At 38.8% G+C, this 26,522-nt stretch carries 17 protein-coding genes; 15 read left to right on the forward strand and 2 right to left on the reverse strand.

The genetic code is table 11. From position 1 onward, the window contains the following. Positions 1–104 precede the first annotated feature (104 nt). Entirely contained in the window at positions 105–1,349 is a 1,245-nt protein-coding gene (locus AAC073_RS23470; protein ID WP_339926222.1) for a serpin family protein, read from the forward strand. Between the two features lie 822 nt (positions 1,350–2,171). Here the strand turns inward: AAC073_RS23470 and AAC073_RS23475 are convergent. Further along, complete coding sequence (locus AAC073_RS23475; protein ID WP_339926223.1) at positions 2,172–2,696, reverse strand: sigma-70 family RNA polymerase sigma factor; 525 nt, start codon at positions 2,694–2,696, stop codon at positions 2,172–2,174. A 446-nt stretch (positions 2,697–3,142) separates the two neighbouring features. On the opposite strand from AAC073_RS23475, the gene AAC073_RS23480 reads away from it, so the two are divergent. The 8 genes from AAC073_RS23480 to AAC073_RS23515 all read left to right on the forward strand — a co-directional run bounded on the left by AAC073_RS23480 (position 3,143) and on the right by AAC073_RS23515 (position 17,898). Beyond that, the gene (locus tag AAC073_RS23480) at positions 3,143–4,084 is read left to right on the forward strand and encodes a FecR domain-containing protein (RefSeq protein WP_339926224.1); all 942 of its coding nucleotides are present in this window, start codon (positions 3,143–3,145) and stop codon (positions 4,082–4,084) included. A gap of 37 nt (positions 4,085–4,121) precedes the next feature. Next, on the forward strand, positions 4,122–7,565 hold the full coding sequence (locus AAC073_RS23485; protein WP_339926225.1) for a SusC/RagA family TonB-linked outer membrane protein: 3,444 nt from the start codon (positions 4,122–4,124) through the stop codon (positions 7,563–7,565). 29 nt (positions 7,566–7,594) lie between these two features. Then, positions 7,595–9,163 carry a SusD/RagB family nutrient-binding outer membrane lipoprotein gene (locus AAC073_RS23490; RefSeq protein WP_339926226.1) on the forward strand — a complete coding sequence of 523 codons (1,569 nt, stop codon included), beginning with the start codon at positions 7,595–7,597 and terminating at the stop codon, positions 9,161–9,163. Between the two features lie 388 nt (positions 9,164–9,551). Further along, the gene (locus tag AAC073_RS23495) at positions 9,552–13,106 is read left to right on the forward strand and encodes a PAS domain-containing protein (protein ID WP_339926227.1); all 3,555 of its coding nucleotides are present in this window, start codon (positions 9,552–9,554) and stop codon (positions 13,104–13,106) included. A gap of 32 nt (positions 13,107–13,138) precedes the next feature. Next, positions 13,139–13,606 (forward strand): DinB family protein, encoded by a 468-nt coding sequence (locus AAC073_RS23500; RefSeq protein ID WP_339926228.1) that lies wholly within the window; start codon positions 13,139–13,141, stop codon positions 13,604–13,606. Positions 13,607–14,212: 606 nt separating this feature from the next. Further along, positions 14,213–15,457 carry a hypothetical protein gene (locus tag AAC073_RS23505; protein WP_339926229.1) on the forward strand — a complete coding sequence of 415 codons (1,245 nt, stop codon included), beginning with the start codon at positions 14,213–14,215 and terminating at the stop codon, positions 15,455–15,457. Between the two features lie 129 nt (positions 15,458–15,586). Continuing rightward, the gene (locus tag AAC073_RS23510) at positions 15,587–16,831 is read left to right on the forward strand and encodes a hypothetical protein (RefSeq protein ID WP_339926230.1); all 1,245 of its coding nucleotides are present in this window, start codon (positions 15,587–15,589) and stop codon (positions 16,829–16,831) included. Positions 16,832–16,917: 86 nt separating this feature from the next. After that, the gene (locus AAC073_RS23515; protein WP_339926231.1) at positions 16,918–17,898 is read left to right on the forward strand and encodes a hypothetical protein; all 981 of its coding nucleotides are present in this window, start codon (positions 16,918–16,920) and stop codon (positions 17,896–17,898) included. A 162-nt stretch (positions 17,899–18,060) separates the two neighbouring features. Here the strand turns inward: AAC073_RS23515 and AAC073_RS23520 are convergent, their stop codons facing one another. Beyond that, a complete protein-coding gene (locus AAC073_RS23520; RefSeq protein WP_339926232.1) occupies positions 18,061–18,393 on the reverse strand; it encodes a hypothetical protein in 333 nt (110 codons plus the stop codon). Positions 18,394–18,420: 27 nt separating this feature from the next. Between AAC073_RS23520 and AAC073_RS23525 the strand changes: the two genes are divergently transcribed. The 6 genes from AAC073_RS23525 (at position 18,421) to AAC073_RS23550 (ending at position 25,276) form a co-directional block, all read left to right on the forward strand. Continuing rightward, positions 18,421–19,077, forward strand: coding sequence for a hypothetical protein (locus AAC073_RS23525; RefSeq protein WP_339926233.1), 657 nt, complete (start codon positions 18,421–18,423; stop codon positions 19,075–19,077). A gap of 230 nt (positions 19,078–19,307) precedes the next feature. After that, positions 19,308–20,417 (forward strand): Fic family protein, encoded by a 1,110-nt coding sequence (locus AAC073_RS23530; RefSeq protein ID WP_339926234.1) that lies wholly within the window; start codon positions 19,308–19,310, stop codon positions 20,415–20,417. 98 nt (positions 20,418–20,515) lie between these two features. Then, positions 20,516–20,725 (forward strand): hypothetical protein, encoded by a 210-nt coding sequence (locus tag AAC073_RS23535; RefSeq protein WP_339926235.1) that lies wholly within the window; start codon positions 20,516–20,518, stop codon positions 20,723–20,725. Positions 20,726–21,827: 1,102 nt separating this feature from the next. After that, positions 21,828–23,270: an ATP-binding protein gene (locus AAC073_RS23540; RefSeq protein WP_339926236.1), complete on the forward strand. Its 1,443-nt coding sequence runs from the start codon at positions 21,828–21,830 to the stop codon at positions 23,268–23,270. Positions 23,271–24,737: 1,467 nt separating this feature from the next. After that, a complete protein-coding gene (locus tag AAC073_RS23545; protein ID WP_339926237.1) occupies positions 24,738–24,983 on the forward strand; it encodes a type II toxin-antitoxin system ParD family antitoxin in 246 nt (81 codons plus the stop codon). After that, positions 24,980–25,276: a type II toxin-antitoxin system RelE/ParE family toxin gene (locus tag AAC073_RS23550; RefSeq protein ID WP_339926238.1), complete on the forward strand. Its 297-nt coding sequence runs from the start codon at positions 24,980–24,982 to the stop codon at positions 25,274–25,276. Before AAC073_RS23545 ends, AAC073_RS23550 begins: the two co-directional genes overlap by 4 nt. Positions 25,277–26,522: the final 1,246 nt, after the last annotated feature.

Raw genomic sequence — 26,522 nt, forward strand, 5'->3', positions numbered from 1 at the left:
AATTAAATTTTAATAATGCAAATTAGTTTTAACACTTTTTATTGAGAAGCTTGTAGCACTTGCCCTTCTCTTCCCGTATAGGTGTTAAATCAATCCCGAAGACCATGAAAATAACTACTGCTTTGTTCTGTTTATTGGCATTTACCGCTTGCAACTGGGGTGAAGATGAGGAAATCGACCTTACACCCAATATTCGGCCTTTGCAGGTTCAGGAGCAAGAGATGGTTTTGAGTAGTTCACAATTCGCCTTTGATTTGTTTCATGAACTTCAGAAGAAGGAAGATGTCAACCAGTTTTTCAGTCCCTACAGTGTGCATCAGGCACTCGCCATGGCCATGAATGGCAATGAAAACGAGATTGAAGCAGAATTTATGCGGGTGTTGCGCTTTGAGGGGATGGAATTGGAAGAAGCGAATCAAGCAGCAAAGTCCTTGACCAATTATTTATTGGAACTTGATCCCAAAGTGAGGTTGTCTATCGCCAATGCCATCTGGTACAAACAGGGTTTGGAGGTAAACACTACTTTTGCTGATGATGTCAGGGACAGTTACAGCGCAGAGATTGCAAGCCTGGACATGTCCAATCCACAATCCAAGGATATAATTAATCAATGGATCGAAAACAATACCAATGGAATGATCAAAGACATGCTTGACGCGGTTTCCCCGGAAGCAGTCATGTACCTGGTCAATGCCATCTATTTTAAAGCGGATTGGAAGTACCGTTTTGATGCTGATAACACAAAGAAAGCACCTTTTTATACCTCGCCCGGTCAGGAAGTGACCGTAGACATGATGGAAATGTCTTCCCCTGCTGGGCTTCGCTATTTAAAAGAGGGGGACTTGGAATACCTGGAGATACCTTATAGTTCCGGTCAATATACCATGGGAGTAATTATTTCCGATGATTTCGCCTTGGACAGTAAGCTGGAGGCTTTTACTTTGGATGACCTGGAGCAATTTAGGGCCAATGCAGATACCACGAATTTTATCTTAAAGATGCCCAAGTTTAAGATGGGGTATAGAATAGACAATTTAAAAGAAGAACTACAGGCCTTGGGATTGGTAAAACCATTTATGTCCAGCCCTTTAAATTTCAGTAAGCTCTTTGTAAATCCAACCGCACCAATGGCGATCAGTAGGGTGATTCACGAGGCGGTTATTGAAGTGAATGAAGAAGGTACCGAAGCTGCTGCTGCCACGGTGGTGGAAGTTGTGTTTACTAGTGTCGGCCCTTCTCAGCCAAGGGTATTCAGTCTGGACAAGCCTTTTGTCTTTTTTATTCAGGAGAATAGCAGTGGAGCGCTTTTGTTTGTGGGGAAATTGGGAAATCCTGGGTTATTGGATTAGTTAAATGATTTTGTCAGCATTGTTGCAGAAAAAAAAGTAACAATACCGCCAAAATCGAGTTGTCCGACTTGCTTTTACCAAGGCTTGACAGCCTTGGCTACAAAAATGCCACACCTACGGTGTTTTTGAGGTTCGTTTCACTTTATCGTCTATGATTGAGAAATTTCCGCATCGGTAATCGTAGGTTTTCTTGAAAGCATAACCTATTAGGTATTATCGGCCTTCAAAGCTTATGGTTTTTGGAGCAGGATGGAGGGTGTTAAAAAAATGAGTTAGCTCCCACAAGGAGATCCACTTATTTTTAGCCCGGAATCCTGATTCAAAAATCAAATGATGGTTACCTAAACGAAATCCGTTCTTTGAACAATTACCCATCATTTGAAATAAGATTTGACAGCCTTCACTTTTTTTGTTCGTTTTTGTGTCAAGACAAAAATGAACAGGAAGAAATAAGGGTAACCAGTAGGCTAGGCCTTTAAATCATAAAAGATGTAGGGGTGATATTACAGGTAGAGGTGTAAGCGTGGTTTCGGAAATACTCATTAAATGATTTTGTCAGCATTGTTGCAGAAAAAAAAGCAACAATACCGCCAAAATCGGGTCGTTCCTATTGTCTTGACCAAGGCTTCACAGCCTTGGCTACAAAAATGTCACCCCTATGGGATTTTGGGAGTTATAAGACTTTACCATCATTATCGCCATGGGCAATAATGGCAAGCGAAAATGAATTAAGGGGTAGGTTAAATGCCATGTCTAAATAGCGTTCATTAGCTGGTAAAGCGCTTAAATTGATAATTAATAAAGGTCTTTATAAGGCCTTACCTAAAAATACAATTGGCCAATGGCCCCTAATATTATGGTCAATAACTCCGGTTTCATTTGAGATCTGATAACCTTTAACGCCCTAAAAAGATGATTCTTTGCAGTGTTGGGAGCAATGTTTAGCTCCTGAGAAATCTCCAGAAGGGACAACTCTTCCGAATGGTGCAAATTAAACACTTCCTGTTGCCTTTGGGGAAGTGCTTTGATAATAAGGTCAAGGCGTTGTAACGTTTCCCGCTCGTAAATCGGGCTTTCAGTTTTGTTTTCGGATTTTTCCATACGCATCCAAACAGCCTCTTGCAAAGATTTCTCCTTGGCAAGCTTTTTAAAATGATCCATCACGGCATTTTTAGCCATTTTGAAAACATAAAAGTCTGCATTTTCCATGCCTAGAATTTTATCCTTACGCTCCCAGGCTTTCAGGATGATATCTTGGGTGATGTCCTCTGCGAGGGTGGGGTCTTTGACAAGTTTTAAAATAAAGAAATAAACCTTATTCCTTAAGATCTTCATCCTATTTTCCATTGTTCATATTTAATAATAAATATTGGGCTATAGATTGAACAAGGACTATATAAATATTTGAGAGGAGATACGAATGGCTAATTTATTAAAAAAAAGCAAAAACAAAAACAGAAGTGATTTTAAATGTTTTAACGGTAGGCCATTACGTCTTCTTTTCCTTAAAATACCAAATAATCTACTTTTTTCTAAAAATATTTCTTTTCCACTGGTCTGTTTCTATCCATGTGACGTCTTCTTTACGATTGTGAATTTATTGACTAAGGCCATTTGAGAAGGAGATGCCTGAAATCGTAATTCAACCTGGATTATGCAATAAAATGTCTAATTCAGGTTGAACTTATATGAAAAAGTAGAAATGGACTGTCCATTTCGCTACCGATTTACCCCTTGACAATGTCGAAAAGAGGTTGAATGGAATACCTATGTTGTCAATTAAAGCTTTACCTGTGAAAAATAAATTCGAAGAATTATTTAAAAAATATATTGATGGTTCCCTTTCAAGAGCGGAATACGAAAAATTCCTAAGCCTGCTTGACAGTGACGATTCGTTGGCAGCATTAGATAAGGAAATGGATAAATTATGGGAGCATGATTATGAGGGTGAAAATGGAGTAACCACAGCAGCCTCAGCTGCAAAGAAGTCAACCAAGCATTTCACTTATTGGGGGATAGCCGCTGCCATTTTAATGGTTGTAGGATTTACCTCTTGGTTCGCCTTTCTGCAAAACGGTGCTACAGGTTTTGAAGAGTACCATACGGAGTTTGGAGAGGTAAAGGAATTAACGCTGCCTGATGGGAGTGAGATCAAGTTAAATGCCAACTCTAGCATCACCTGGGATAAAGCATGGGAGGCAAAGGGCAAGCGACAAATTGTATTGACCGGCGAGGCATTTTTTGATATACAGTCGCTTCCTGGCAAAATTCCATTTGTGGTGGAAACGGGTGAAGTCTCTCTGGAAGTTATTGGCACCTCCTTTAATGTGGACAACAGAAGTGAAAAAGTAGCCATTTACCTGGATGAAGGACGTCTCAATGTTCATTTAAAAGATCCTGAAATTGAGGTGATAAAAATGGTTCCGGGAGACAAAGTACAGGTAGACCCAGAAACCAAGGAAATAGCAAAAGAAACCAATACCTCTTTGATCAATTCAGCCTCCTGGAAAAATGGAATTCTCAATTTCAAAGACATGAAACTGGCTGAGGTGCTGGTGAAGCTTACCAATATTTATGGGAAAACCTTTGTCTGTGAGAATGAAGCACTATTGGACATAGACCTTTACCTGGGCGTACCTTTTTCCGATTGGGATACGGTAAAGCAGGTTTTGTCCTTGTCATTGGACATAGAATTTATAGAGAATGATGATGTAGTAGAAATCAAACACTTATAATATAACAAATAATTACCCTAAATAACTGAAATAGATTATGAAACAATTAAAATGGAGGCTAGGCTTATTTGGCCTGTGGGCCATGAGTTTATTGTCTGTAATGGACGTAAATGCATTTGACCTAAAAGAAAGGGAGGAGATGTACCTCCTTGAGGCGATCGATAAGATCAGCCGGGATTTTGACGTTTATTTTACCTTTGACAAGGCTTTGGTCAGTGGCATAAAGGTGGAATATGACAAGAATGCAGTAAATGTAGAAGATGCTGTAGGTTCGGTGCTGAAGAAGACCTCGCTTACTTTTAAGCTGATCAATGAGCAGTTTTTAATTATCTATAAAAATGATGAGGAAGGCTTAAAATCTCTCCGCAGCATGTCCAAGCATTTGGATAAGCTTATTAAGGAAGAAGAAAAAGCATTTAATAAACAAGCGGTCTTAGCGCCGCGATCAATTCTTAATCAAGGTAAATTGTTTGCCAATATTTCGGGTAAAGTAGTTAGCGCCAGTGGGGAATCACTTGTGGGGGTTACCATCTTAATTAAAGGCAAAAACCGAGGAACAGTCACTGACCTAGACGGCGGTTTTACGCTAGATGGTGTGGAGAGCAATGATGTGTTGGTTTTTTCCTATATAGGGTTCCTCACTCAGGAAGTAGCTGTAGGCAACAGTTCTATGATTTCAATTACCCTTCAGGAGGATTCCAAAGCACTTGATGAGGTGGTTGTGACCGCCTTGGGTATAAGGAAAGAAGTAAAAGCACTTGGCTATTCGGTTACCAGAATAGATGGAGAAAGTTTTTCCAAGGCTAGGGAAACCAACTTCGCCAACTCTTTGGTAGGTAAAGTGGCTGGTGTAAACGTTACAGGCGTAGGTTCTGGGCCGGGAAACTCTTCAAGAGTAACCATTAGAGGAAATACTTCCATATCTGGAGACAACCAACCTCTGTATGTAATAAATGGTATGCCTATGGACAATACTCAATTTGGTAGTCCATCTGGCGCGAATCCTGATTGGGGGGACAATATTTCCAGCATTAACCCAGACGATATTGCAGAGATCACGGTGCTAAAGGGAGCTACAGCTGCTGCATTGTATGGTTCACGAGCAAAAAATGGTGCGATTGTAATCACCACAAAATCCGGCGCTGGTAAGAAAGGCCTCGGAGTTGAAATTACTAGTCACAATACTTTTGATGTCCCTTATTATCTATGGGAAATCCAGGACCAATACGGTCAGGGATATGGTGGCGTAAAACCTGCCAGCCAGCAAGATGCTGCCAACCACGGACAAAATCACTGGGGAGCACCTTTTGATGGCTCTCAAGTCATTCAACTTGATGGCGTATCGCGTCCTTATTCTTACGTGAAAGACCAGGTATTGGATGATTTTTACCAAACAGGTAGTACTTCTAGTAACAATATCTCATTTTCCGGTGGAGGTGAAAATGGGTCTTTCCGTTTGGGGATTACCAACTTGAAAAACACTGGTATTATCCCTAACTCAGGGATGGAGAGGAACAATATCAGCTTAGGGCTTACCCAAAAGGCCGCTAAAAACCTTACCATTTCTGCCAATGTAGATTACATTACAGAAAATGTAAACAACAGGTACGTCAATAGAGGAACTCAGGGAAGTGCTGGCGGAACCATCCTTTTTGTAAACACCAATATGCCAACAAGTGCATTGGCGCCGGGCTACAATGAGGATTATAGCGAAAAGGTACTTGGAACAGACCTCAATGCTACCAATCCTTATTATGTTATCAATAGAATGAGCAACAAAACCCAGAAAGACAGGTTTATTACTGGGGTAACTGCACGTTGGGATGTGCTTCCATGGTTGTTTGTGCAGGGTAGAGCAGGGCAGGATTATTATACCTTTAAAGGAGACAATATCATACCGGATGGTACAGGATTCCGTGCAAATGGACAAATCGACCAGAGGGTAATAAATTTCTGGGAGCGAAATTTTGAAGGGCTTATTGGCATCAACAAAGATGTGAATGAAGACTTTAACCTGGCGGTGAATTTGGGAGGTAACTTAATGTCCCAACACAGGTACACCACGAATATTTCAGGTTTGGGATTTGTTGTTCCCCAATTGCATGTGGTCAACAATACCTCTATCAGAAATACTTCCACACAAAACTATGACAAGGAAATCAACTCGGTTTTCGGTACCATGGAATTGAGCTTTAGGAACTACCTTTACCTCAATCTGACCGGGAGAAATGATTGGTTTTCTACCCTTAATCCCAATTCAAACAACTTCTTCTATCCTTCTGCAGGAGTGAGTTTTGTGCTTTCTGATGCCATCGACCTGCCAAGAGCCATTAGCTTCAGTAAATTCCGTGTGGCCTATGCCTCCGTAGGTGGTGACACAGATCCTTATGGGTTAAACCTGACCTATGGCTTATTGAATTATAATTACAATGGTAAACCATTAGGTATCATCAATCAGGAAACCGTGCCCAATAACCTGCTTCAACCCCTTAATGTGGATGAATACGAAGCTGGCTTAGACATTAGGGTTTTGGACAATAGGCTGGGATTGGACTTTGCGGTGTACAATAAGTTGACCACCAATGACATTGCCGTGGAAAGTATTTCTACTACCAGTGGTTATTCAGGAGTATCTGTAAATGTCGGGAGTATCAGAAACAGAGGCGTTGAGTTTTTGCTTACTGGCAAGCCTGTGATCACAAATGATTTTGAGTGGGACATCACCGGTAACCTTGCTTACAATAAGAGTAAAGTATTGAAGATTTCGGATACTTCCAATGAGTTGATTTTGGCGACCACTACGAAAGCCTTTATCAAACACATAGAAGGAATGGAGTATTCCCAGATAGTAGGGCGAACCATTCTGAGAGATGACGAAGGCAGGGACATTATCGATGCCACAGGACTTCCTATCGTTCCTGCTGGAGTGGTTCCTTTTGGTACAGGTGTGCACAGATGGACAGGAGGACTGATCAATAATTTCAGGTACAAGTCCTTCAATTTAAACGTTTTGGTAGATGGTAAATTTGGGGGGAGCATTTATTCCCAAACCAACTATGACCTGGAACACCGAGGCATGTCTTACGGATCACTACTGGGTAGAGAAAACGGAGCAGTATTGCCAGGTGTAAATGAAAATGGGGAAGTCAATGAAGTATTGGTAACTGCCGACAGGGTAAACAACAGGGCCATTATTGTAAGGCGCAGAGATGCACTTGATGATTACCTGTATGATGCAAGCTTTATCAAATTGAGGAATATTTCCTTGAGTTACAGCCCACCAGCATCATTTTACAACAAGTTAGGATTCGTAAAAGGTGGAAGCATTTCTTTGGTAGGAAGAAACCTTCTAATACTAATGAGTCATTCACCGGGCATAGATCCTGAAAACAACCTGTATCCAGGAAACAGCCAGGGTGTTGAATCGAGTGCCTTGCCTCCTACAAGGAGTTTAGGTGTGAATGTAAACCTTAAGTTCTAATCTTAATGTCAATAATAGACCGAATCATCATGAAAAATAATCTGTTAAGAAACGCACTATTATTTTGTCTCTTGGTCCTGGCATCTTGCGACCAGGGGTTTGAAGAGCTCAATAAAGATCCAAATGCAGTAACAGCCGAACAATTTAACCCCTCCTTTCTGTTGACCACCGCACAACTGCGCAGCGCACAGGGGGATCACAATACCAGCTTGTATTATGGAACCTGCTTTGTGCAGCAAATGGCTTCCCTGAGTAATGTGGGGATATTTGATTACCATGGAGATAAATATGTGTACCATAAGGGAAATAATGAGGCACTTTGGAATGCTACGTATGGGAATACCGCCAAGCTAATTGAGGACATTATCTTCCAAACGGAAGGGGATGAAGAATTTAATAACCTCCGGCAGATGGCAAGAATATGGAGAACCATCATTTACCACAGACTCACTGATATGTATGGCGATATCCCTTATTTTGAATCCAGCAGAGGGTATTATGACCAAATCTATAAGCCCAAGTACGATGCCCAAAAGGACATTTACCTGGACATGTTGAGTGAGCTTGAGGATGCCGTTAGCAAATTGGATGCGACTAAAGACAATTTCTCAGCAGCAGACATCGCCTATGAGGGTGACATTGCCAAGTGGAAAAAACTGGGAAATTCCATGATGCTGAGACTAGGCATGCGACTGTCTAAAGTGGAGCCATCCACCGCTGAGACTTGGGTTAAAAAAGCCGTAGCAGGTGGTGTTTTTACTGACAACGAAGACAACCTTTTGATCAGTGGAACAGATGCCACAGGCACCTCCGCTGACCTGGCCAATGGCATGAGCTGGACCATAAGTGTGGGCACAAGAAGCCCCGGGAAAATTGCCGCTACCTTCTTTAATTTCTTAAATGACAACAATGACCCTCGTTTAAAGCATACCGTAGCCGTATATACTGATCCTACGAATGTAGCTACTAAAAACACCGATCCGGCCATTCAAAAAGGCTTGCCCAATGGCTTGGACAGACAAACCTTAGAAGCCGATCCTAGCTATAATCCAAACAGTGCAGGTCAGGAACACCAATATTCCGGTGTAAACAGGTCCGTATATGCCAAGTTGGATGGGCCAAGGATGTTCATTACTAATGCGGAAGTGCAGTACATGATGGCAGAAGCTGCCCTGAGAGGTTGGATAAGTGGAGATGCTGGCAGCTATTACGAAACGGGTGTTTCAGAAGCCATGAAAATGCTTCAGCAATACGACCAGTCAGCGACCATTACAGATCAGGAAATCGCTACTTATTTGGCCGCCCATCCATTTGCAGGCACCTCAAATGTGGAAGCAGCCCTGGAGCAAATCAATACTCAGTACTGGGCAGCTACCTTCCTGAATGGCTATGAAGCCTTTTCCAATGTCAGAAGATCCGGTTACCCTGTCTTGACGCCTATCAACTACCCTGACAATGAAACGGGGGGCTTGTTCCCCGGCAGGCTAAGGTACCCAGACAATGAGCCTGTACTCAACGTTGAAAATTACAACGCAGCAGTTAGCAGCCAAGGAGCTGATAATTACATCACGCATGTATGGTGGGATACAGCCAATTAAAACTAAGGCGATAAGTAATTACAATTTCTACTGAATTATCACCAAGTGAAGGCCGCCAAGAGTTAATCTTGGTGGCTTTTTATATGAAGGGCCAAAGGTTGATTTTACTACCCATCGCTTATGAAAATTCAAACCAATAATGGATAAACACAAGGTTGTGCTTATTTGGCGAATAACGACCTATTTTTACAAACATTTTCACATTTTTCACGGTTAACATTAATATATTAGTGTTTCCAATGCAATCTTTGTCTGAATTCCCTAATTTTAACAAAAAAACAAGTTGAAAGAGCTTGGTAATTAATTCGAAAGTAGGCAACTTATCACCTAAAAAATTGCTAATAATAAATGCTTTTGGAATTTTTTAAACAGTATTAAAAGCGGATTGATGGAAACAAATTACCTCAAACAAGAACTCTACGAACTCATAAAATCAGATGAGCGAATTTTTGATTTCATTCAAGAATCTTGTATGGATGGCATGTGGTATTGGGATTTGGATAATCCTGAAGAAGAATGGATGAATGCAAAATTTTGGGAGGTTTTGGGGTACAACCACAATGAAATGCCACATAAAACTTCGGCTTGGAAAGACATTATTCATCCTGATGATTTAAAAATTGCTACGGAAAGCATTACCAGACATTTCGAAAACCCAAACTATCCTTACGACCAAACGTTACGCTACACGCACAAAAATGGCTCTACTGTATGGATTAGGTGCCGTGGCTTAGCGATTAGAGATAAGCATGGCAAACCAGTAAGAATGTTGGGGGCTCACCAAAATATTACAGAAATAAAAAACAGCGAATTAAAGTTTCAAAAGAGTACCGATCTACTTCGCAACACCCAACATGTTTCCAAGCTAGGTAGTTGGGAACTGGATCTAAAAACCAATGAGGTAGTTTGGTCAGAGGAGCTTTATGAAATTTATGGCTTTGACCCTACGCTACCTCCTCCTCCTTATACCGAACACATGAAGTTATTTTCAGCTGAAAGTTGGGAGCAACTTACTTCTTCCTTGGCCTTAACCAAAGACCAAGGGGTTCCTTATGAATTAGAACTAAGTACCATTAAAATAGATGGAAGCCAGGGATGGATGTGGGTTCGGGGGGAAGCCATACGCAGTGAAAGCAAGGAAATTATAGGATTAAGGGGAGTAGCACAGGATATAACGGAAAGAAAGAACATTGAATTGGAAAAAGAAGCACTCACAAAGCGATTGAATTATGCGATGGATGCTTCGGGTGACGGGATCTGGGATTGGACCCCTATGGATGGTGTTACTGTCTTTTCTAAGGCCTGGGTGGAAATGTTGGGGTATAAAGTGGGCGAGCTTGCATCCCTAGCAAGCGAATGGTCGGACAGATTGCACCCTGATGATATTGAATGGGTATTTGCAGAAATCAATAAAGTTACTCAATCATCAGAAAATGGAGACACCTTTAGCCATGAATACAGATTTAGGAACAAGGAAGGGGAGTACCTGTGGATATTGAACAGAGCAAAAGTAGTTGAAAGAAACGAAAGTGGAGAAGCGACACGGGTTGTAGGCACGCATAAAAACATTACCGAACGCAAAAAAGGAGACGTAGAGAAGGCAGAAAGCGAATTGCGTTTTTCAGTGGCCATAGATGGCACCGAAGCAGGGATCTGGGATTGGGACATGATAAATAATAAGGTGGTTTTCTCCAAGCAATGGAAAGCCATGCTTGGGTATGAAGACTCGGAAATAGAAAATTCCTTTGAGGGATGGCAAAGACTATGGCATCCTGATGATGTCGCATCAATTGAAAAATCTGTATCGGATCATTTGAATGGCATCACTCCAAAATATGAAATAATACATCGCTGTCTTCACAAAAATGGCAGCTGGCATTGGATCATGACGCGGGGTAAAACTCTTCGGAACAAAGAGGGTCAACCCTATCGCTGGATAGGGACCAATGTTGACATTACCCCTCAGAAAAATGCGGAAGAAGAGCAGAAAATAGCTAAGGAACAAGCAGAAATTGCCAGTAAAGCCAAATCAGAGTTTCTTGCCAATATGAGCCACGAAATCCGTACCCCTCTCAATGGGGTAATTGGCTTCACCGACTTACTTACCAAGACGCCACTTAGCCCCGTACAGCAGCAATATGTCCATAGTGCCAATGTCTCAGGCCATGCCCTTCTGGGGATTATCAATGATATTCTTGATTTTTCTAAGATAGAAGCAGGCATGTTGGAGCTGGATGAGATGAAGACCGATATGATCGCGCTTTTCGAAAATTGCATCGATATAGTCAAATTCTCGGCAGCAGAAAAGGAGCTGGAATTATTAATGGATATTGACCCTTCCATGCCTCGTTTTGCTCATGTAGATCCCATTCGCACCCAGCAGATTCTGGCCAACCTATTAAGCAATGCTGTCAAGTTTACCCAAAAAGGGGAAGTGGTCGTTAAAGTAGGTTTTTTTCCACTCCATGGCCATCAAGGTACCCTTAAAATTGCTGTAAAAGATACAGGTATTGGCATTAACGAAGAACAAAAAGCCAAGCTTTTCAAGTCATTCTCCCAAGCAGATAGCTCCACAACGCGTAAATTTGGAGGTACCGGTTTAGGGCTTGTCATTTCGCAAATGATTGCGGAAAAAATGGGAAGCAAAATCCACATTGATAGCGAACCTGATGTGGGAACAACCTTCTATTTTGAGGTTACTACTCTTTTTGAAGAAGGAGAAAAACCAGATAACAAACAGATTGCAGGCGTAAATCGCTGTTTGATTATTGATGACAATGCCAACAATCGAGTTATTTTGCAACAAATGCTCAATCAGTGGCAGATTGAATCAGATATGTGCGAAAATGGATTCCAGGCACTACAAGTACTGGAAACGGCGTCGCCTTATGATGTAATCATTTGCGATTATAATATGCCCTATATTAATGGCCTGGAAACCATTCGCATCATGAAGGAAAAGTTGAACTTAAGTCCTGAGAGACAGCCGGTAATTCTGCTTTACTCCTCCGCGCAGGATGAAGCAATACATCAAAAATGTGTGGAAATTGGGATTCGCTTTCGGTTAACCAAACCTGTCAAAAGCCATGATCTATTTATATATCTTTCTAATTTAAATCAAGATTTAAAAACCAGCCCACAGCTAGAAACCGAAGTAATAACGAATGCAATTGATTCTAAAGAAAAGATAAAAATTATCATTGCTGAAGACAACCCCTTGAACATGGTGCTAAGCAAGACTTTGCTGCTCCAACTGATGCCCAATTGTGAAATTTACGAAGCAAAGGACGGCATGATGGCTGTGGAACGATTCAAGAAGATAGGTCCTGATATAATCTTCATGGACATACAGATGCCTGAACTTGATGGCATTGAAGCCACCAAGGAAATTAGAGCCATAGAGTCTAATTCCGGCAACCATGTACCGGTTATTGCACTTACAGCAGGAGCACTCAAGGAGGAAAAAGAGAAGTGTTTGGCTGCAGGAATGGATGAATTCCTGACAAAACCGTTAGAGGTACATAAAATTGAATTGGTGCTGAATAAATTCATTGAGCAGGGAAAAAAAGCCAATACAAATAGGAATGAGGCAGCGGCTACAAATGAAGCTCATTTCGGATACAGCGAACTGTTAGGTAGCCTTGGAGGAGACATGAAGAGTGCGCAACTTTTAATCTCCATGTTATTGGGTGATATGCCGGATAAAATCAACCAACTCAACCAAGCGTTTGAGAATAAGGACATTAAAACCATTAGACAAATTGCGCATTCAATAAAAGGTTCAATGATGGCCATTCGCTGTAATCTTTTGGCTGATATCGCTGCCAAAATAGGAAATGATACCGAGGAGAGTTCCCTTGAGGATTTAAAATTACAGTTAACAGCATTCAAAGAAGAATGGGAATTTGTAAAGCAATTACTGATGGAAAAAATAGAGGAATAGCCATGTAAACTGATATCCTTGAAATAAAGAAAATGACGCAGTCCGAACTTTTAATTTTGAACTTTACTGAAATAAGGAGAAAAAGCATAAAACTATGGAAAAGTCTTCCTGCTAGCCATTACCATTGGAAGCCTGACGAAAAAGCAATGTCAGCTATAGAAATGATTAGGCATGTTTTAGAGGCCGATTATGGGTGGAACATCATTATCAATAAGGGAAGTATGGCAAATTATCAAACCCCTTGGAAAAACCGACCAATAGTTAGCCTTACTGACGAACTTGAATTTGCCAAACCCCATAGACAAGCATTTTTAGAAAGTGTCCGGGAATTTTCGGATACAGCATTAAACGAAACTGAAATCCTTCACCCCGGAAATGGAGAAAAGAAAATCCTTGGGAAATATTTATTGCGGATTGGCTACCATGAATCCGTTCATGCCGGACAATTCCTGTCCTATTTACGAGCAATGAATATCAATAGACCTGAGATTTGGGATTAAAATAAAACACGACTGGCAATAGACAGGCACCCGGCCGGCTGAAATAACCCTGAACCCTGAGCCTGCCGAAGGGTATCTAATTGAATCGTAGGGAGCACTTTATAGGCCTTTTAAATGGTGAAAGGAATTTGGGTGGACGGGGGATTGTATTTTTTTAAACCCGGATTATGCAATAGGATTCGTTATGAGTGGTGTAATCACAAGAAAATCAGGCTATTTGGAGACTGAGTCATAACATCGCTATGGTGAAGTCGAAAATAGCAACGAAGTGACTGATTTTGAAGTGATTTCATCACGTAATAGAAGGTCTATTGCATATTTTGGGTTAAATAGGCTGAGGAAGTGTTGTTGGGCTTATTGCTTTTATATTAAGGAAGGGAGAAAAGCGTAAACCTAAGTATATTCTGTTTTTTGGTGCAAGCAATGTCCATTTATGTCCCTTTTCTGACCATTTTTAATAAATTCCATTAAAATATAGTATTTGCAATGGTTTGGTTGGCCTAAATTATTAATTTAAGGGGAGAAATAAGCCGAAGGAGTTGGGGGTATAGTGGGTATATACGTAACTTTTTTGGTAGAATTGTTTATATACAAATGTTACCCACAATGATAAACCAGAACGAATATGAGCTTCGAGGTTTTTATAAACCTCATTTTTTTGCCCTGTATATAAACGGGCGGTATGATCCTGATTTGAACAATTTATCAACTCCAGATCTAGGCACCTTCGCTCACGAATACGTCCACTATCTTCAAAATATAACAACAATTTTTGGGCTTAGGAATAGTGTATTTTACTTCCGCTACTTGTATGAACTTAAATCCCACATTGCTAAAAACTCTGCATTTGAACTACCATTGAAAAATGTGGATATAGATTTTACTGAGAACCTCAAAAGAGGGAAACAGTTATTTGATCAATATTATGGAACTAAAGAAACATTAACAGTTGGTTTTGACGAGGTGAAGGTGTCTTTAAAAAAGCGTGGAACGAGTAAGATTCCATGCCTTCAACTTTACTACAATGGGAAATTAGTAAAGTCAGTTCTCGTAGGTAACCTTTGTGTGAAGGAAGGAATGGCTCATTTAATCCAGTCTTTATATGACCCAGAAGTAAAACATGATACTTTTCCATATCTAGCTGTTGAAATTCTTTGTGAACACTTAAACCCAAAAATGGCTGAGGATAAGCGAAAGTTGATTTCGGCTTGTTTAATTGCCTTGAATTCTCAAAACTCTGGCTTAACTCTCTATGAGACACTTCTGAATGAACAATCTGATATTTCTGGAAAAGCTCTCTACGAAAAACTACTCTCTGAACACAAAGTAATCTATCAATCAAAAGAAATTTCTATTAGAGAATTTATACTTTCTTCAATAGAAGAATTTAGAACAGCTTTATCTAACTCGATTTATGCGGAATTGAATCACTTCAACAAATTGCTAGATAATGTTAAGTGGTCTGTTAACGAAGGTATTTGCCCCTTGCTCGAAACGCTTTACGATGACTCTGGGGTTGCTGGTTTACATGGACTAATAGATTTCTATGGTATTCCATACATTAGAACTATAGATGGCTATCAGTATTTTCCCCCAGAGATCTTAGACAGCACTCAAGAACAAATAGCTAATGAGTTGTTAGATTTAATGGGGCAAAGTATTGTACTGGATAGAGTATTGGAATTAAACGAGTCAGCTCCAATGTGCTCATTCTATGCAATATGTCAGCTAGATGAAACAGATGTAACAGATGATCACTGCTTCTCTACTCAATGGAAAAGATCAACACCATGTCTGTTTAAGATAGTAAGTGACAATTGGCAACTCAACGAAAAAATCAAATGTGGGTAACAAACACTATCATCCATAAGCTAACTGAGCTATTTGCAAAGGCTGGTGTGATGTGATACTTTAGTAGATATTTGAAAAGTCCAGCTTACGGATGATAGTTGGGCGTTAGCAGCAATTTGAATAACCAAAATGTACAGATATAATAGTCGTTCGAGAATATTTAGTTCAGGAAGAATCTCAGACAAGTTTGAATCAGCTTTAACCAGCATAAAAAGAACTGTTGAAAATGAGACGGAAGACTATATTCTGAATGTGAATGAAACTGAATATGTTAATCATCTAACTGAACAATATTCAATGGGCGTACCTGAAATTATGTTCGAGGACGTTTATGCCGACAGTTACGAAGAGGATATTCCATCTGAGTACTTTCCAATGTCTTTTCATGTCTATGAAGGAAAAAAGTACAAAAAGGAAGTAATTCAGTTTATAATACCAGTAGAAGGAGATGCCGATTTGTTATCTAATTGTCCTGCTTCCTCAATATCTCTTGGTGGAGGAGGAAACTTTCACATAAAGGGAAACACAATCGTTGCTGAGTTCATTAACTTCCACAATGACCCCAAAAAAATAAAGCAAGATTTTGACAGTGAAGTAAGAGGGGTTCATCGGAATTATGAAACTCTTAGTAACGACATAATAAGCTTCAATAATTCACTTGCTTCAAATACAAAATCGTTTCTAACTCAAAGGAAACAAAAGCTTTTGGCTAAAAATGATTTAATGTCATCTTTAGGTGTTCCTTTAAAGAAGAAATCCAATATTTCCGAGACATTTTCAGTACCACAACCAAGATTTAAGGAAAAGCTCTCTATAAAGCCATCGGTTTTAGAAAAAGGATTTAATCCTGAGCCAACACTTGACGACAACAACTATCGACATATTTTAAAATTAATTAATGATGTCGGTAAGAACTTTGAAAGAATGCCAAGTGTGTACAAGGGAAAAGAAGAGGAAGATTTGAGAGATCATATTCTTATGACTCTTGACCCAAATTTTGAATTAGGAAGTGCAAGCGGAGAAACTTTCAATAAATCAGGAAAAACAGACATTCAATTAAGATATGATAGTTCAGTAATTTTTATAGCTGAATGTAAATTTTGGAGTGGAGAAAAAGGGTATCTGAAGACAATTTCACAACTGTTGAATTACTTGACATGGAGAGATACTAAGGCTTCAGTTGTGATGTTTGTTCGTCAAAAAGACTTTACCTCTATCCTTGAAAAAGTGGGGAATTCTACCAAGGAGCATGAAAATTACTTAGGATTTATAGATAAGTCAGACGAGAATTGGTATAACTATCGATTTCATATAAATGGAGATAAGAACCGAGAATTAAAACTAGCAATCCAATTATATCATTTACCAAAATAAAAAAAGCTGCTAACAATGGCTAAAAATAATAGCCACTCTGGGGAATGGCAACGCTTTTTAGTCGGAACGTTTGGACATATAAAAAAATGAAGACAACAGTATTCAAGTATATTATCTATTTAGTATTAACCATAATAGTGATTTGGTCACTTAATGGAGTACGATTGACCTTAGAACATGCCAATGATTTGATTAATTTAATTGTCTCTATTACTTCTATTACTATCGCAATTCTTGTAACATTTTTCTTCTCGAAACTCTTTGCTGAGAGACAAGACAGGGTTCAACGAAAAGCGAATATTGATGAATATTCAAAAAAAGTCATGGCTCTTAGAAAAATTGCTCACCGAATAATGGGCGATTACGAGTTCTGGAAATTCGCACCAAAAGCAAAGCAAAATCTGGACAAAAAGTACACGGACTTAACAGTTGAACAGTTTAGGTCACAGAAATGGGAAGATTACGACAAACTAACTAAGGAATTGGATGGCGAACTTGCACCTCAAGCATACATGGCATTAAGAGGCTTACTGAACAACGAAGAATCCGATTTTGAGTTTTATAAAAGCTTCAATAAACTTAAAAATTATAGTCTCAGTGAAATAGGTCGATTCATTGAATATTGCGGTTTCTTTTGGGCTTTCTGCGATGAATACAAGCAAGATTTGACATTTGATAATACTTCTTCCTATTATCTCAATAAAATGAAGGAGCAGTATGCCAAGATTAAAGGAAGAAAAATTGACGACAGCAAAGTTCTGATAGAAATAATGAACTTGTTCAGTGATTTTCAAGAGAGAATATTTCCTGAAATGTACTTTCTAACTGAACAAAATCAAAGAAGACTTCCTGTTCATTTTACTTGGATCATTGTGAATTTAGTTATCTATATCGCTATAATGATTGGAGCTTTATACCTTTATCTCTTACCCATGTGTATCTGGGCAAAATCTGCTTTACTCCTTATTTTAACTTCTCTCCTTTTAGTGAATACCATTGACTTAATAGTTGGGTTATTTATGATAATACCCCGAGAACTAAGGATTAATGAAGTCTATAAAATATAAAAAATTCATACCCTAATAACTAAGCATTCTGACGGCTGGGACAGCCTAGTCTGAATGCATAATTGAACCCTGAGAAATGTTCAGGGTAAACTTCAATGGAAAATTAAGACGATGTTGAAAACTAGACCTACAACGACGAATGGCCTCCCCAATTTTTTGATTTCATAAAAATTTATTATATTCATAGTTATAGCCATGTCTTCTATAAATTAGGGAGTTGTGATGGGAAGGGATAGGCTTGTAAGCGGTAGGGGTTGAATTGTAGCCTGTAGGGATGGAAATGTAAGCAGTAGGAATACAAATGCAGGTCGTAGGAACAGCCATGTAAGCGGTAGGAACACAAATGTAAGTCGTAGGAACAGCCATGTAAGTGGTAGGGATGCAATTGTAGGTTGTAGGAATGCAGATGTAAGTGATCGGGTGATGAAGTGATTTGGTGATGTAGTGATTTGGTGATCGGGTGAGGGTTTGGTTTTGAATGAGGATTTCATACAATTTTATAAACCTTTAAATTCAATTTATATGGCCAGTAAACCCAAATATTCAGAAGCCGGAGTTTTAGAGCAGTACAGGATTGCATTAGATAATGCCGAATCTCAACCGAAAATCGCCGCGATCATGGCTGAGTTAGGTTATGATGCAGCAGCGATTAGCGAAGGCCGCGCCATTCTAAACGAAACCAGACAAGCCTACGAGTTAAACCAAACCGAAGATGATGAGAGAACAGCAGCCTATGCTGATTTTTCAAGCAAAAAGGAACAACTGGAAGATGTTTTTAGCATGCATCGGAAGAAAGCAAAAGTTATTTTCCGGAAAGACCCCGTAACCGCAGAGGAATTGGCTGTTTCCGGAGCAAAGCCACGAGCCTATATGCGGTGGTTAGAAGCAGTTAAAAAGTACTATGGCATTGCCTCGACAGACAGTCTTATCCAGGGCAAACTCGCAAGGCTCAAGATTTCAGTGGATGATCTAAATGCGGCAAAGGCAATGATCTCAGACATAGAAGTAGCTCGTTCTAACTATTTGAGAGAAAAAGGAGAATCACAAGATGCCACAAAAATCAAAGATGCCGCATTTGCAAAGATAGACGACTGGATGAGTGAGTTCTATGCCGTTGCCAAGATTGGGTTGGATGAAAACCCACAGCTATTAGAAGCATTAGGTAAGGTGGTAAGATAATAATAAGGTAGGTCTTGACCTGCAATTGTTAGTATACGCTTTGATGAAGGGGGGGGCTGATGGTCCGCTTCTTCTTATTATCATTAAAGTAGGCTATCAGGCACTACGCTACCCAGCAAGCAAAAGAAAGGACCATGCAATGAATAACGAAGGTATTTAATGCAATATTTGCAACGATTAATTTGATTTGCGACAAATAAAAATTATTTTCGTTGCAAATGATGCATCGAATGAAAGCTTTTATACATCAAAAAGACAATTGGCCAGCATTTACTTGGAATAGTAATGATTTCTTGGATTTGCTTAGTGAGGCAAGAAATTTACAAGGCAGACTTATTGGGAAAATGGAAACATTGGGTTTTGATTTGAGAAATGAGGCCCTACTTGATACCTTAACACTGGATGTATTGAAATCATCGGAAATTGAAGGTGAATTTCTTAACCCAGACCAAGTGCGATCATCAATTGCTCGTAGATTAGGAATGGAAATCGCGGGTGCAGTTGAATCTGACCGGAATGTAGAAGGAGTCGTTGAAATGATGCTTGACGCAACTCAAAAATGCTTTGATCCTATAACGACAGAAAGACTTTTTGATTGGCATGCTGCATTATTTCCGACAGGACGAAGTGGAATGTACAAGATCACAGTAGCAGACTGGAGAAAGGATACTACCGGACCAATGCAGGTTGTATCTGGAGCATTGGGAAAAGAAAAAGTACATTTTCAGGCACCTGACTCTGATTTGGTAGAGAAAGAAATGACTCGATTGATAGATTGGTTTAATACTAGTAAAGTTGATTTGGTTATTAAAGCTGCTATTGCCCACTTATGGTTTGTGACAATTCACCCCTTTGAAGATGGAAACGGAAGGATAGCAAGAGCATTGACAGATATGCTTTTAGCCCGGTCTGATAAAAGTAACCAACGCTTTTATAGTATGTCCGCTCAGATTCGATTAGAAAGAAAAGGGTATTATAATATATTAGAGAAAACCCAAAAAGGAGATTTAAATATAACCACATGGATTATCTGGTTTTTAAATTGCTTGATTAATGCTTTAAAAGCAACGGATTCTGTTTTGACAAGGGTGTTATTTAAGGCAGACTTTTGGCAAAAACACATTGACACAGTAATGAATGACCGTCAGCGGAAATTATTGAATAAGCTGATGGACGGATTTGATGGAAAACTTACCTCTTCAAAATGGGCTAAGATTGCAAAATGCTCCAAAGATTCGGCTGTTAGGGATATTAACGATTTAATTGACAAAGGAATACTACAAAAAGAAGCGGCAGGAGGAAGGAGTACAAATTATGAACTGAAAGGAATGCGGATGTAGTGATCGGATAATGTAGTGATTTAGTGATGGGGTGATGTGGTGAGCTAGTGATGGGGTGATTTGGTGAAAGGTGATGGTTCTGGATTGCTTTCAAACTGGTGTTATGTAAAATAACCACGTATCACAGTTCACAAAATCACAGATCCCGACATGAAAACAAACTTTCAAGACTTAAGATTTCAGCGGATGACCTTACCGCCGCATTTGCAAAGATAGACGACTGGATGAGTGAGTTCTACGCCGTTGCCAAGATTGGGTTGGATGAAAACCCACAGCTATTAGAGGCCCTAGGCAAGATGGTAAGGTAATCCGGTTTACAGAAGTGATTTTGTCAGAATTGTTGCAGAAAAATAGCAACAATACCGCCAAAATCGGATTGTGTTTCTTGCTTTTACCAAGGCTTGACAGCCTTGGCTACAAAAATGTCACCCCTGTGGGGTTTGGGATTCGTATATTGATAATTACTTTTCTTTTTCGAAGCATAATCTATTAGGCTTTATCGGCCTTCAAAGGTTATGGTTTTTGGAGCAGGGTGGAGGGCGTTAAGAAAATGAGTTAGCTCCCATAAGGAGATCCACTCATTTTTAGCCCGGAATCTTGATTCAAAAATCAAATGATGGCTACGTAAAAGACATTTGTTCTTAGAACGATTACCCATCATTTGAAATAAGATTTGACAGCCTTGATTTTTTTGGTTCGTTTTTGGATCAAGCCAAAAATGAACAGGAAAAGAAAAGGGTAACCATTAGAAAAAATCAATAAACCATCTCAAAAGGTTAATTTCCCCTATGAATTATATTTTATGATTCTTGTAAAAGAGATTCTGTCAGCATCGTTGCAGAAAAAAAGCAACAATACCGCCAAAATCGGATTTTGCTTATCATTTTTACCAAGGCCTGACAGCCTCGGCTACAAAAATGTCACACCTACGGTGTTTTTGTGATTCGTTAGGCATCATGGTAGTACGGCCACATAAAGTATTGTTAAGCTTTAAAGTGTTAGATGGGACGCTAGGATATTGATTAGTGAGTTAAGGAAACTTAAACCCGAAATATGCAATAGACAATCTATTACGTGCCGAAATCGCTTTAAAATCAGCCACTTCGTTGCTGTTTGGAGATTTCACCATAGCCCTGCTATGCTAAAATCTCCAAACAGCCTGATTTTCTTGCGATTTCAACACTCATCACGAATCCTATTGCATAATCCGGGTTAAAGAAGAAGTGAGCTTTAAAAATGGAGAAAGAATATTAAACTAACCGTTATGCTTATTTGCGACAAGCTGAGCGATTGTCCAATTAACTATCTATTTACTATGTATTTCTCCTAAAGATTCATTTTTTGTATTAATAGATAGTTTATGATCTATTTAAATTTACTATATTGCTGTATTAAGATGAAAATATGGCAATGATGAATCTTATCCCGACAGAAAAGATTATTGAACGTCTTCGATATGAAAATCCATGGTGGATTACCAAAGAGATACCGAGCACCTATAGCTCAATGTCCAGGAGATTGTACTTTGATCTCTTTTATCCATTCGTCCTTGAAAGGAGCATTAAGAGGGCTTTAGTTCTAATGGGGCCTAGAAGGGTTGGTAAAACTGTAATGTTATTTCATTGCATAGAAAATTTACTGAAAGAAGGAACGAATCCTCATAAATTATTCTTTATCGGGATTGACAATCCAATTTATGTCAATTTAAGCTTGGAGGATGTTTTAACTTTATGTAAAGATGCTTTAAGCCTTGAAAACCTAAACGGTTGTTACGTCTTCTTTGATGAAATACAATACTTGAAAGATTGGGAAAGACATTTAAAAGTATTGGTTGACTCCTATCCGGAAATAAAATTTATCGTTTCTGGCTCCGCAGCAGCAGCTTTGAAATGGCACAGTACGGAAAGTGGTGCGGGTAGATTCACTGATTTCTTGTTGCCTCCATTGACATTTCAGGAATATATCCATTTAAAAAAACTAGACCACTTAATGTTTGAAGGGGAGATTCAATATGGGTCCAAGGATATAAAGTATTGCTTAACTCATGATCCTAAAGCATTGAATAAAGAATTTGTCCATTATTTAAATTTTGGTGGATATCCAGAGGTTGTGTTATCTGAAAAAACACAAGGTGACATGGGTAGGTATGTGAAAAATGACATTGTAGACAAAGTGCTACTTAGAGATCTTCCAAGCTTGTACGGAATCAGAGATGTTCAGGAGTTAAACAGATTTTTCACCTACATAGCTTATAATACTGGTAATGAATTTTCATATGAGACCATGTCTAGAGAAAGTGGGATTCAAAAGGATACATTAAAAAAATATCTCGAATATTTAGAAGCAGCATTCTTAATTAAGGTATTAAATAAGGTTGGGGTCAATGCGAAAAGATTAAAAAGAATCACAAGCTTCAAAGTGTATCTTACCAACCCATCTCTTCGCACGGCTTTATTTTCCCCTATAAGTGAAACAGACCCAGAAATGGGAAACATGGTTGAAACAGCAATTCTTTCACAATGGATGCATCGAGAGCAACTAGATTTAACCTATGCTAGATGGAAAGACGGCAGAAATGAAGGGGAGGTAGATCTTGTTTTGGTAGATGATAAAAACTATAAACCTGTTTGGGGAGTAGAAATTAAATGGAGTAACCGATATTTCGATAAACCCCAAGAATTGAAAAGTTTAATTAACTTTTGTGAAGCAAATAGCCTTAAATCTGCCGTTGTCACTTCAATTAATCAAATGGGGATGAAAGAAATACAAGGTTTGAGATTTACTTTTCTTCCCGCTTCGATATATGCATACAATATTGGAGAGATCACACTAAAAATGAAGACCAATAATTAAAAAAAACGAAAGTACACCATCGGACGAGTTCACCATTTTTTTCTTAAAACCAAGTATGGGGCAAGTTTAGAGAATTTTTATTGCCTAGGCTATGGGGTATTAAGGGATGTGGCTTTCTTCTTTTTTGTGGTTTACGAAAGTGATTTTGTCAGCATTGTTGCAGAAAAATAGCAACAATACCGCCAAAATCGGGTTTTATTAATCGTTTTGACCAAGGCTTGACAGCCTTGGCTACAAAAATGGCACCCCTCTGGGGTTGTTGGGATTCGTTAAGTTTTGCCGTCAATATTACCATAGGGAGTATTGTCCAGCAAAGTGAGTTCTTTGCTAGGTTAAATAGCCAGGCTATATAGCTTTAGCTATATAAGCTTGTTCAATTCTATTTATTTTCTTTGGCCTTATGGAAATTAGTAAAATGGATTGCTCAATGGCGTTAAAAACAAAAAACTGTTTGAGGCCTTTTCGGCCGAGTTTTTTTTGTTTAGCCAGGGAGTGATTCATTTTGCGTTAAGATTTACATACAGCCTTGATTTTTTTGGTTCGTTTTTGGATCAAGCCAAAAATGAACAGGAAAAGAAAAGGGTAACCATTAGAAAAAGTCAATAAACCATATCAAAAGGTTAATTCCCCCTATGAATTATATTGATTATATTTTATGATTCTGATAAAAGAGATTTTGTCAGAATTGTTGCAGAAAAAAAAGCAACAATACCGCCAAAATCGGGTTGTGCTGATCGTTTTGACCAAGGCCTGACAGCCTCGGCTACAAAAATGTCACACCTACGGTGTTTTTGGGGTTTGTTTACCTTTATCATCTATCGTTAAGATATTTCCACATCGGTAATCGTGTTTTGTTTCTTGAGAGTATAGTCTATTAGGTTTTACCGGCCTTCAAAGGTTATGGTTTTTGGAGCAGGGTGGAGGGCGTTAAGAAAATGAGTTAGCTCCCATAAGGAGATCCACTCATTTTTAGCCCGGAATCTTGATTCAAAAATCAAATGATGGCTACGTAAAAGACATTTGTTCTTAGAACGATTACCCATCATTTGAAATAAGATTTGACAGCCTTGATTTTTTTGGTTCGTTTTTTCATCAAGGAAAAAATGAACAGAGGAAATAAGTTATAACAGTCTCTAAGTCCTTAAAAATTCTATTTTACAGGCTGATTTTAATTTTTTTGCAAATTTTAAGGAGTAAGATGGAATTCTAATACCTCGGCAAAAATTAATGTTAGGTAGCTCACTTGGTTCGATATTTTTTCAGCATTGTCGCAGAAAAAAAAAGCAACAATGTCGCCAAAATCAGGATGCATTTATCGTCTGTAGCCAAGGCTTCACAGCCTTGGCTACAATAATGGCACCCTTTTGGGGTTTGGGGATTCGATAAGCATTGCGGTTTGTAAAACCATAGACACAATGTTGATATCAATACCAATAATTGGTATATTGAAAGTTTAAATACTAGAAAATGGCAAAAAATACATCAATTACATTAGGTGAGCACTTTGAAACCATAATCGAAAAAAGTATTGCTTCGGGAAGGTATGCTTCGGCGAGTGAAGTGATTAGAGCAGGATTACGAAAAATCGAAGAAGAAGAGCAAAAAATAACGGCTTTAAGAGAAGCCATTGAAGCGGGAGAAAAAAGTGGCTATATCACTGATTTTGATACCAAGGAATTTTTGGAAAAAATGCATGCAAAACATTCTAAATGAGATTGAAATTTCAATTAAGTAGGTTAGCAAGTAATGATTTAGAAAATATTTGGGAATATACCTATACAAACTGGTCTTTAAGACAAGCGGATAATTATGTCAAGCAGATAATGAACCAAATCAATAATATTTGTATTAACCCGGAACTTGGAAGGCAAATTATTAGCATAAAACCTAACCACAGAATGATTAAAATTAATTCGCATTTCATAGTCTATAAAGTAGATGGGGAAGTTCTAAAAATTGACCGAATCGTGCATGAAAGAATGGATATTCCGAATAGAATAGGATGAATAAAAGTGGGCTATATTACAATGGAGAATCAGAGCTCTTTCGTCCCAGCTTCTCTTATCCTCTTAACTTAGGTTGTGATTTTGGCGGTATTGTTGCAGAAAAAAAGCAACAATACCGCCAAAATCGGGTTTTGAGTATCGTTTTTACCAAGGCTTGACAGCCTTGGCTACAAAAATGTCACCCTCTGGGGTTGTTGGGATTCGTTAAGTTTTGCCGTCAATATTACCATAGGGAGTAATGTCAAGTGAAAATGAATTCTAGGGTAGGTTAAATAGCTAGACTATATAGCTTTACCTATATAAGCTTGTTCAATTCTATTTATTTTTTTCGGCCTTATGGAAATTAGTAAAATGGATTGCTCAATGGCGTTAAAAACAAAAAACTGTTTGAGGCCTTTTCGGCCGAGTTTTTTTTGTTTAGCCAGGGAGTGATTCATTTTGCGTTAAGATTTACATACAGCCTTGATTTTTTTGGTTCGTTTTTGGATCAAGCCAAAAATGAACAGGAAAAGAAAAGGGTAACCATTAGAAAAAATCAATAAACCATCTCAAAAGGTTAATTTCCCCTATGAATTATATTTTATGATTCTTGTAAAAGAGATTCTGTCAGCATCGTTGCAGAAAAAAAGCAACAATACCGCCAAAATCGGATTTTGCTTATCATTTTGACCAAGGCTTTACAGCCTTATCTATAAAAATGGCACCCCTGTTGGGTTTTTGGGATTTGTCAAGTTTACCGTCAATATTACTAAAGGGAGTAATGTCAAGCAATGTGAGTTCTTTGCTAGGTTAAATAGCTAGACTATATAGCTTTAGCAGCCTAAGCTTGTTCAATTCTATTTATTTTTTTCGGCCTTATGGAAATTAGTAAAATGGATTGCTCAATGGCGTTAAAAACAAAAAACTGTTTGAGGCCTTTTCGGCCGAGTTTTTTTTGTTTAGCCAGGGAGTGATTCATTTTGCGTTAAGATTTACATACAGCCTTGATTTTTTTGGTTCGTTTTTGTATTAAGCCTGCCCTGAAGCGCAGCAACTCAGGGGGAAAAATGAACAGGTAGAAATTTGGATAACCATAAGCGTTAGGGATTTTGTCAGCATTGTTGCAGAAAAATAGCAACAATACCGCCAAAATCAAGTTTTGAGTATCGTTTTTACCAAGGCTTCACAGCCTTGGCTACAAAAATGTCACCCCTTCTATGTTGCTTTCCTAATTTCCGAGAACATTTTTTTCTTGAAAAAGTTCTTT

The sequence above is a fragment of the uncultured Cyclobacterium sp. genome (genome assembly GCF_963977555.1).
Classification (GTDB): Bacteria; Bacteroidota; Bacteroidia; order Cytophagales; family Cyclobacteriaceae; genus Cyclobacterium.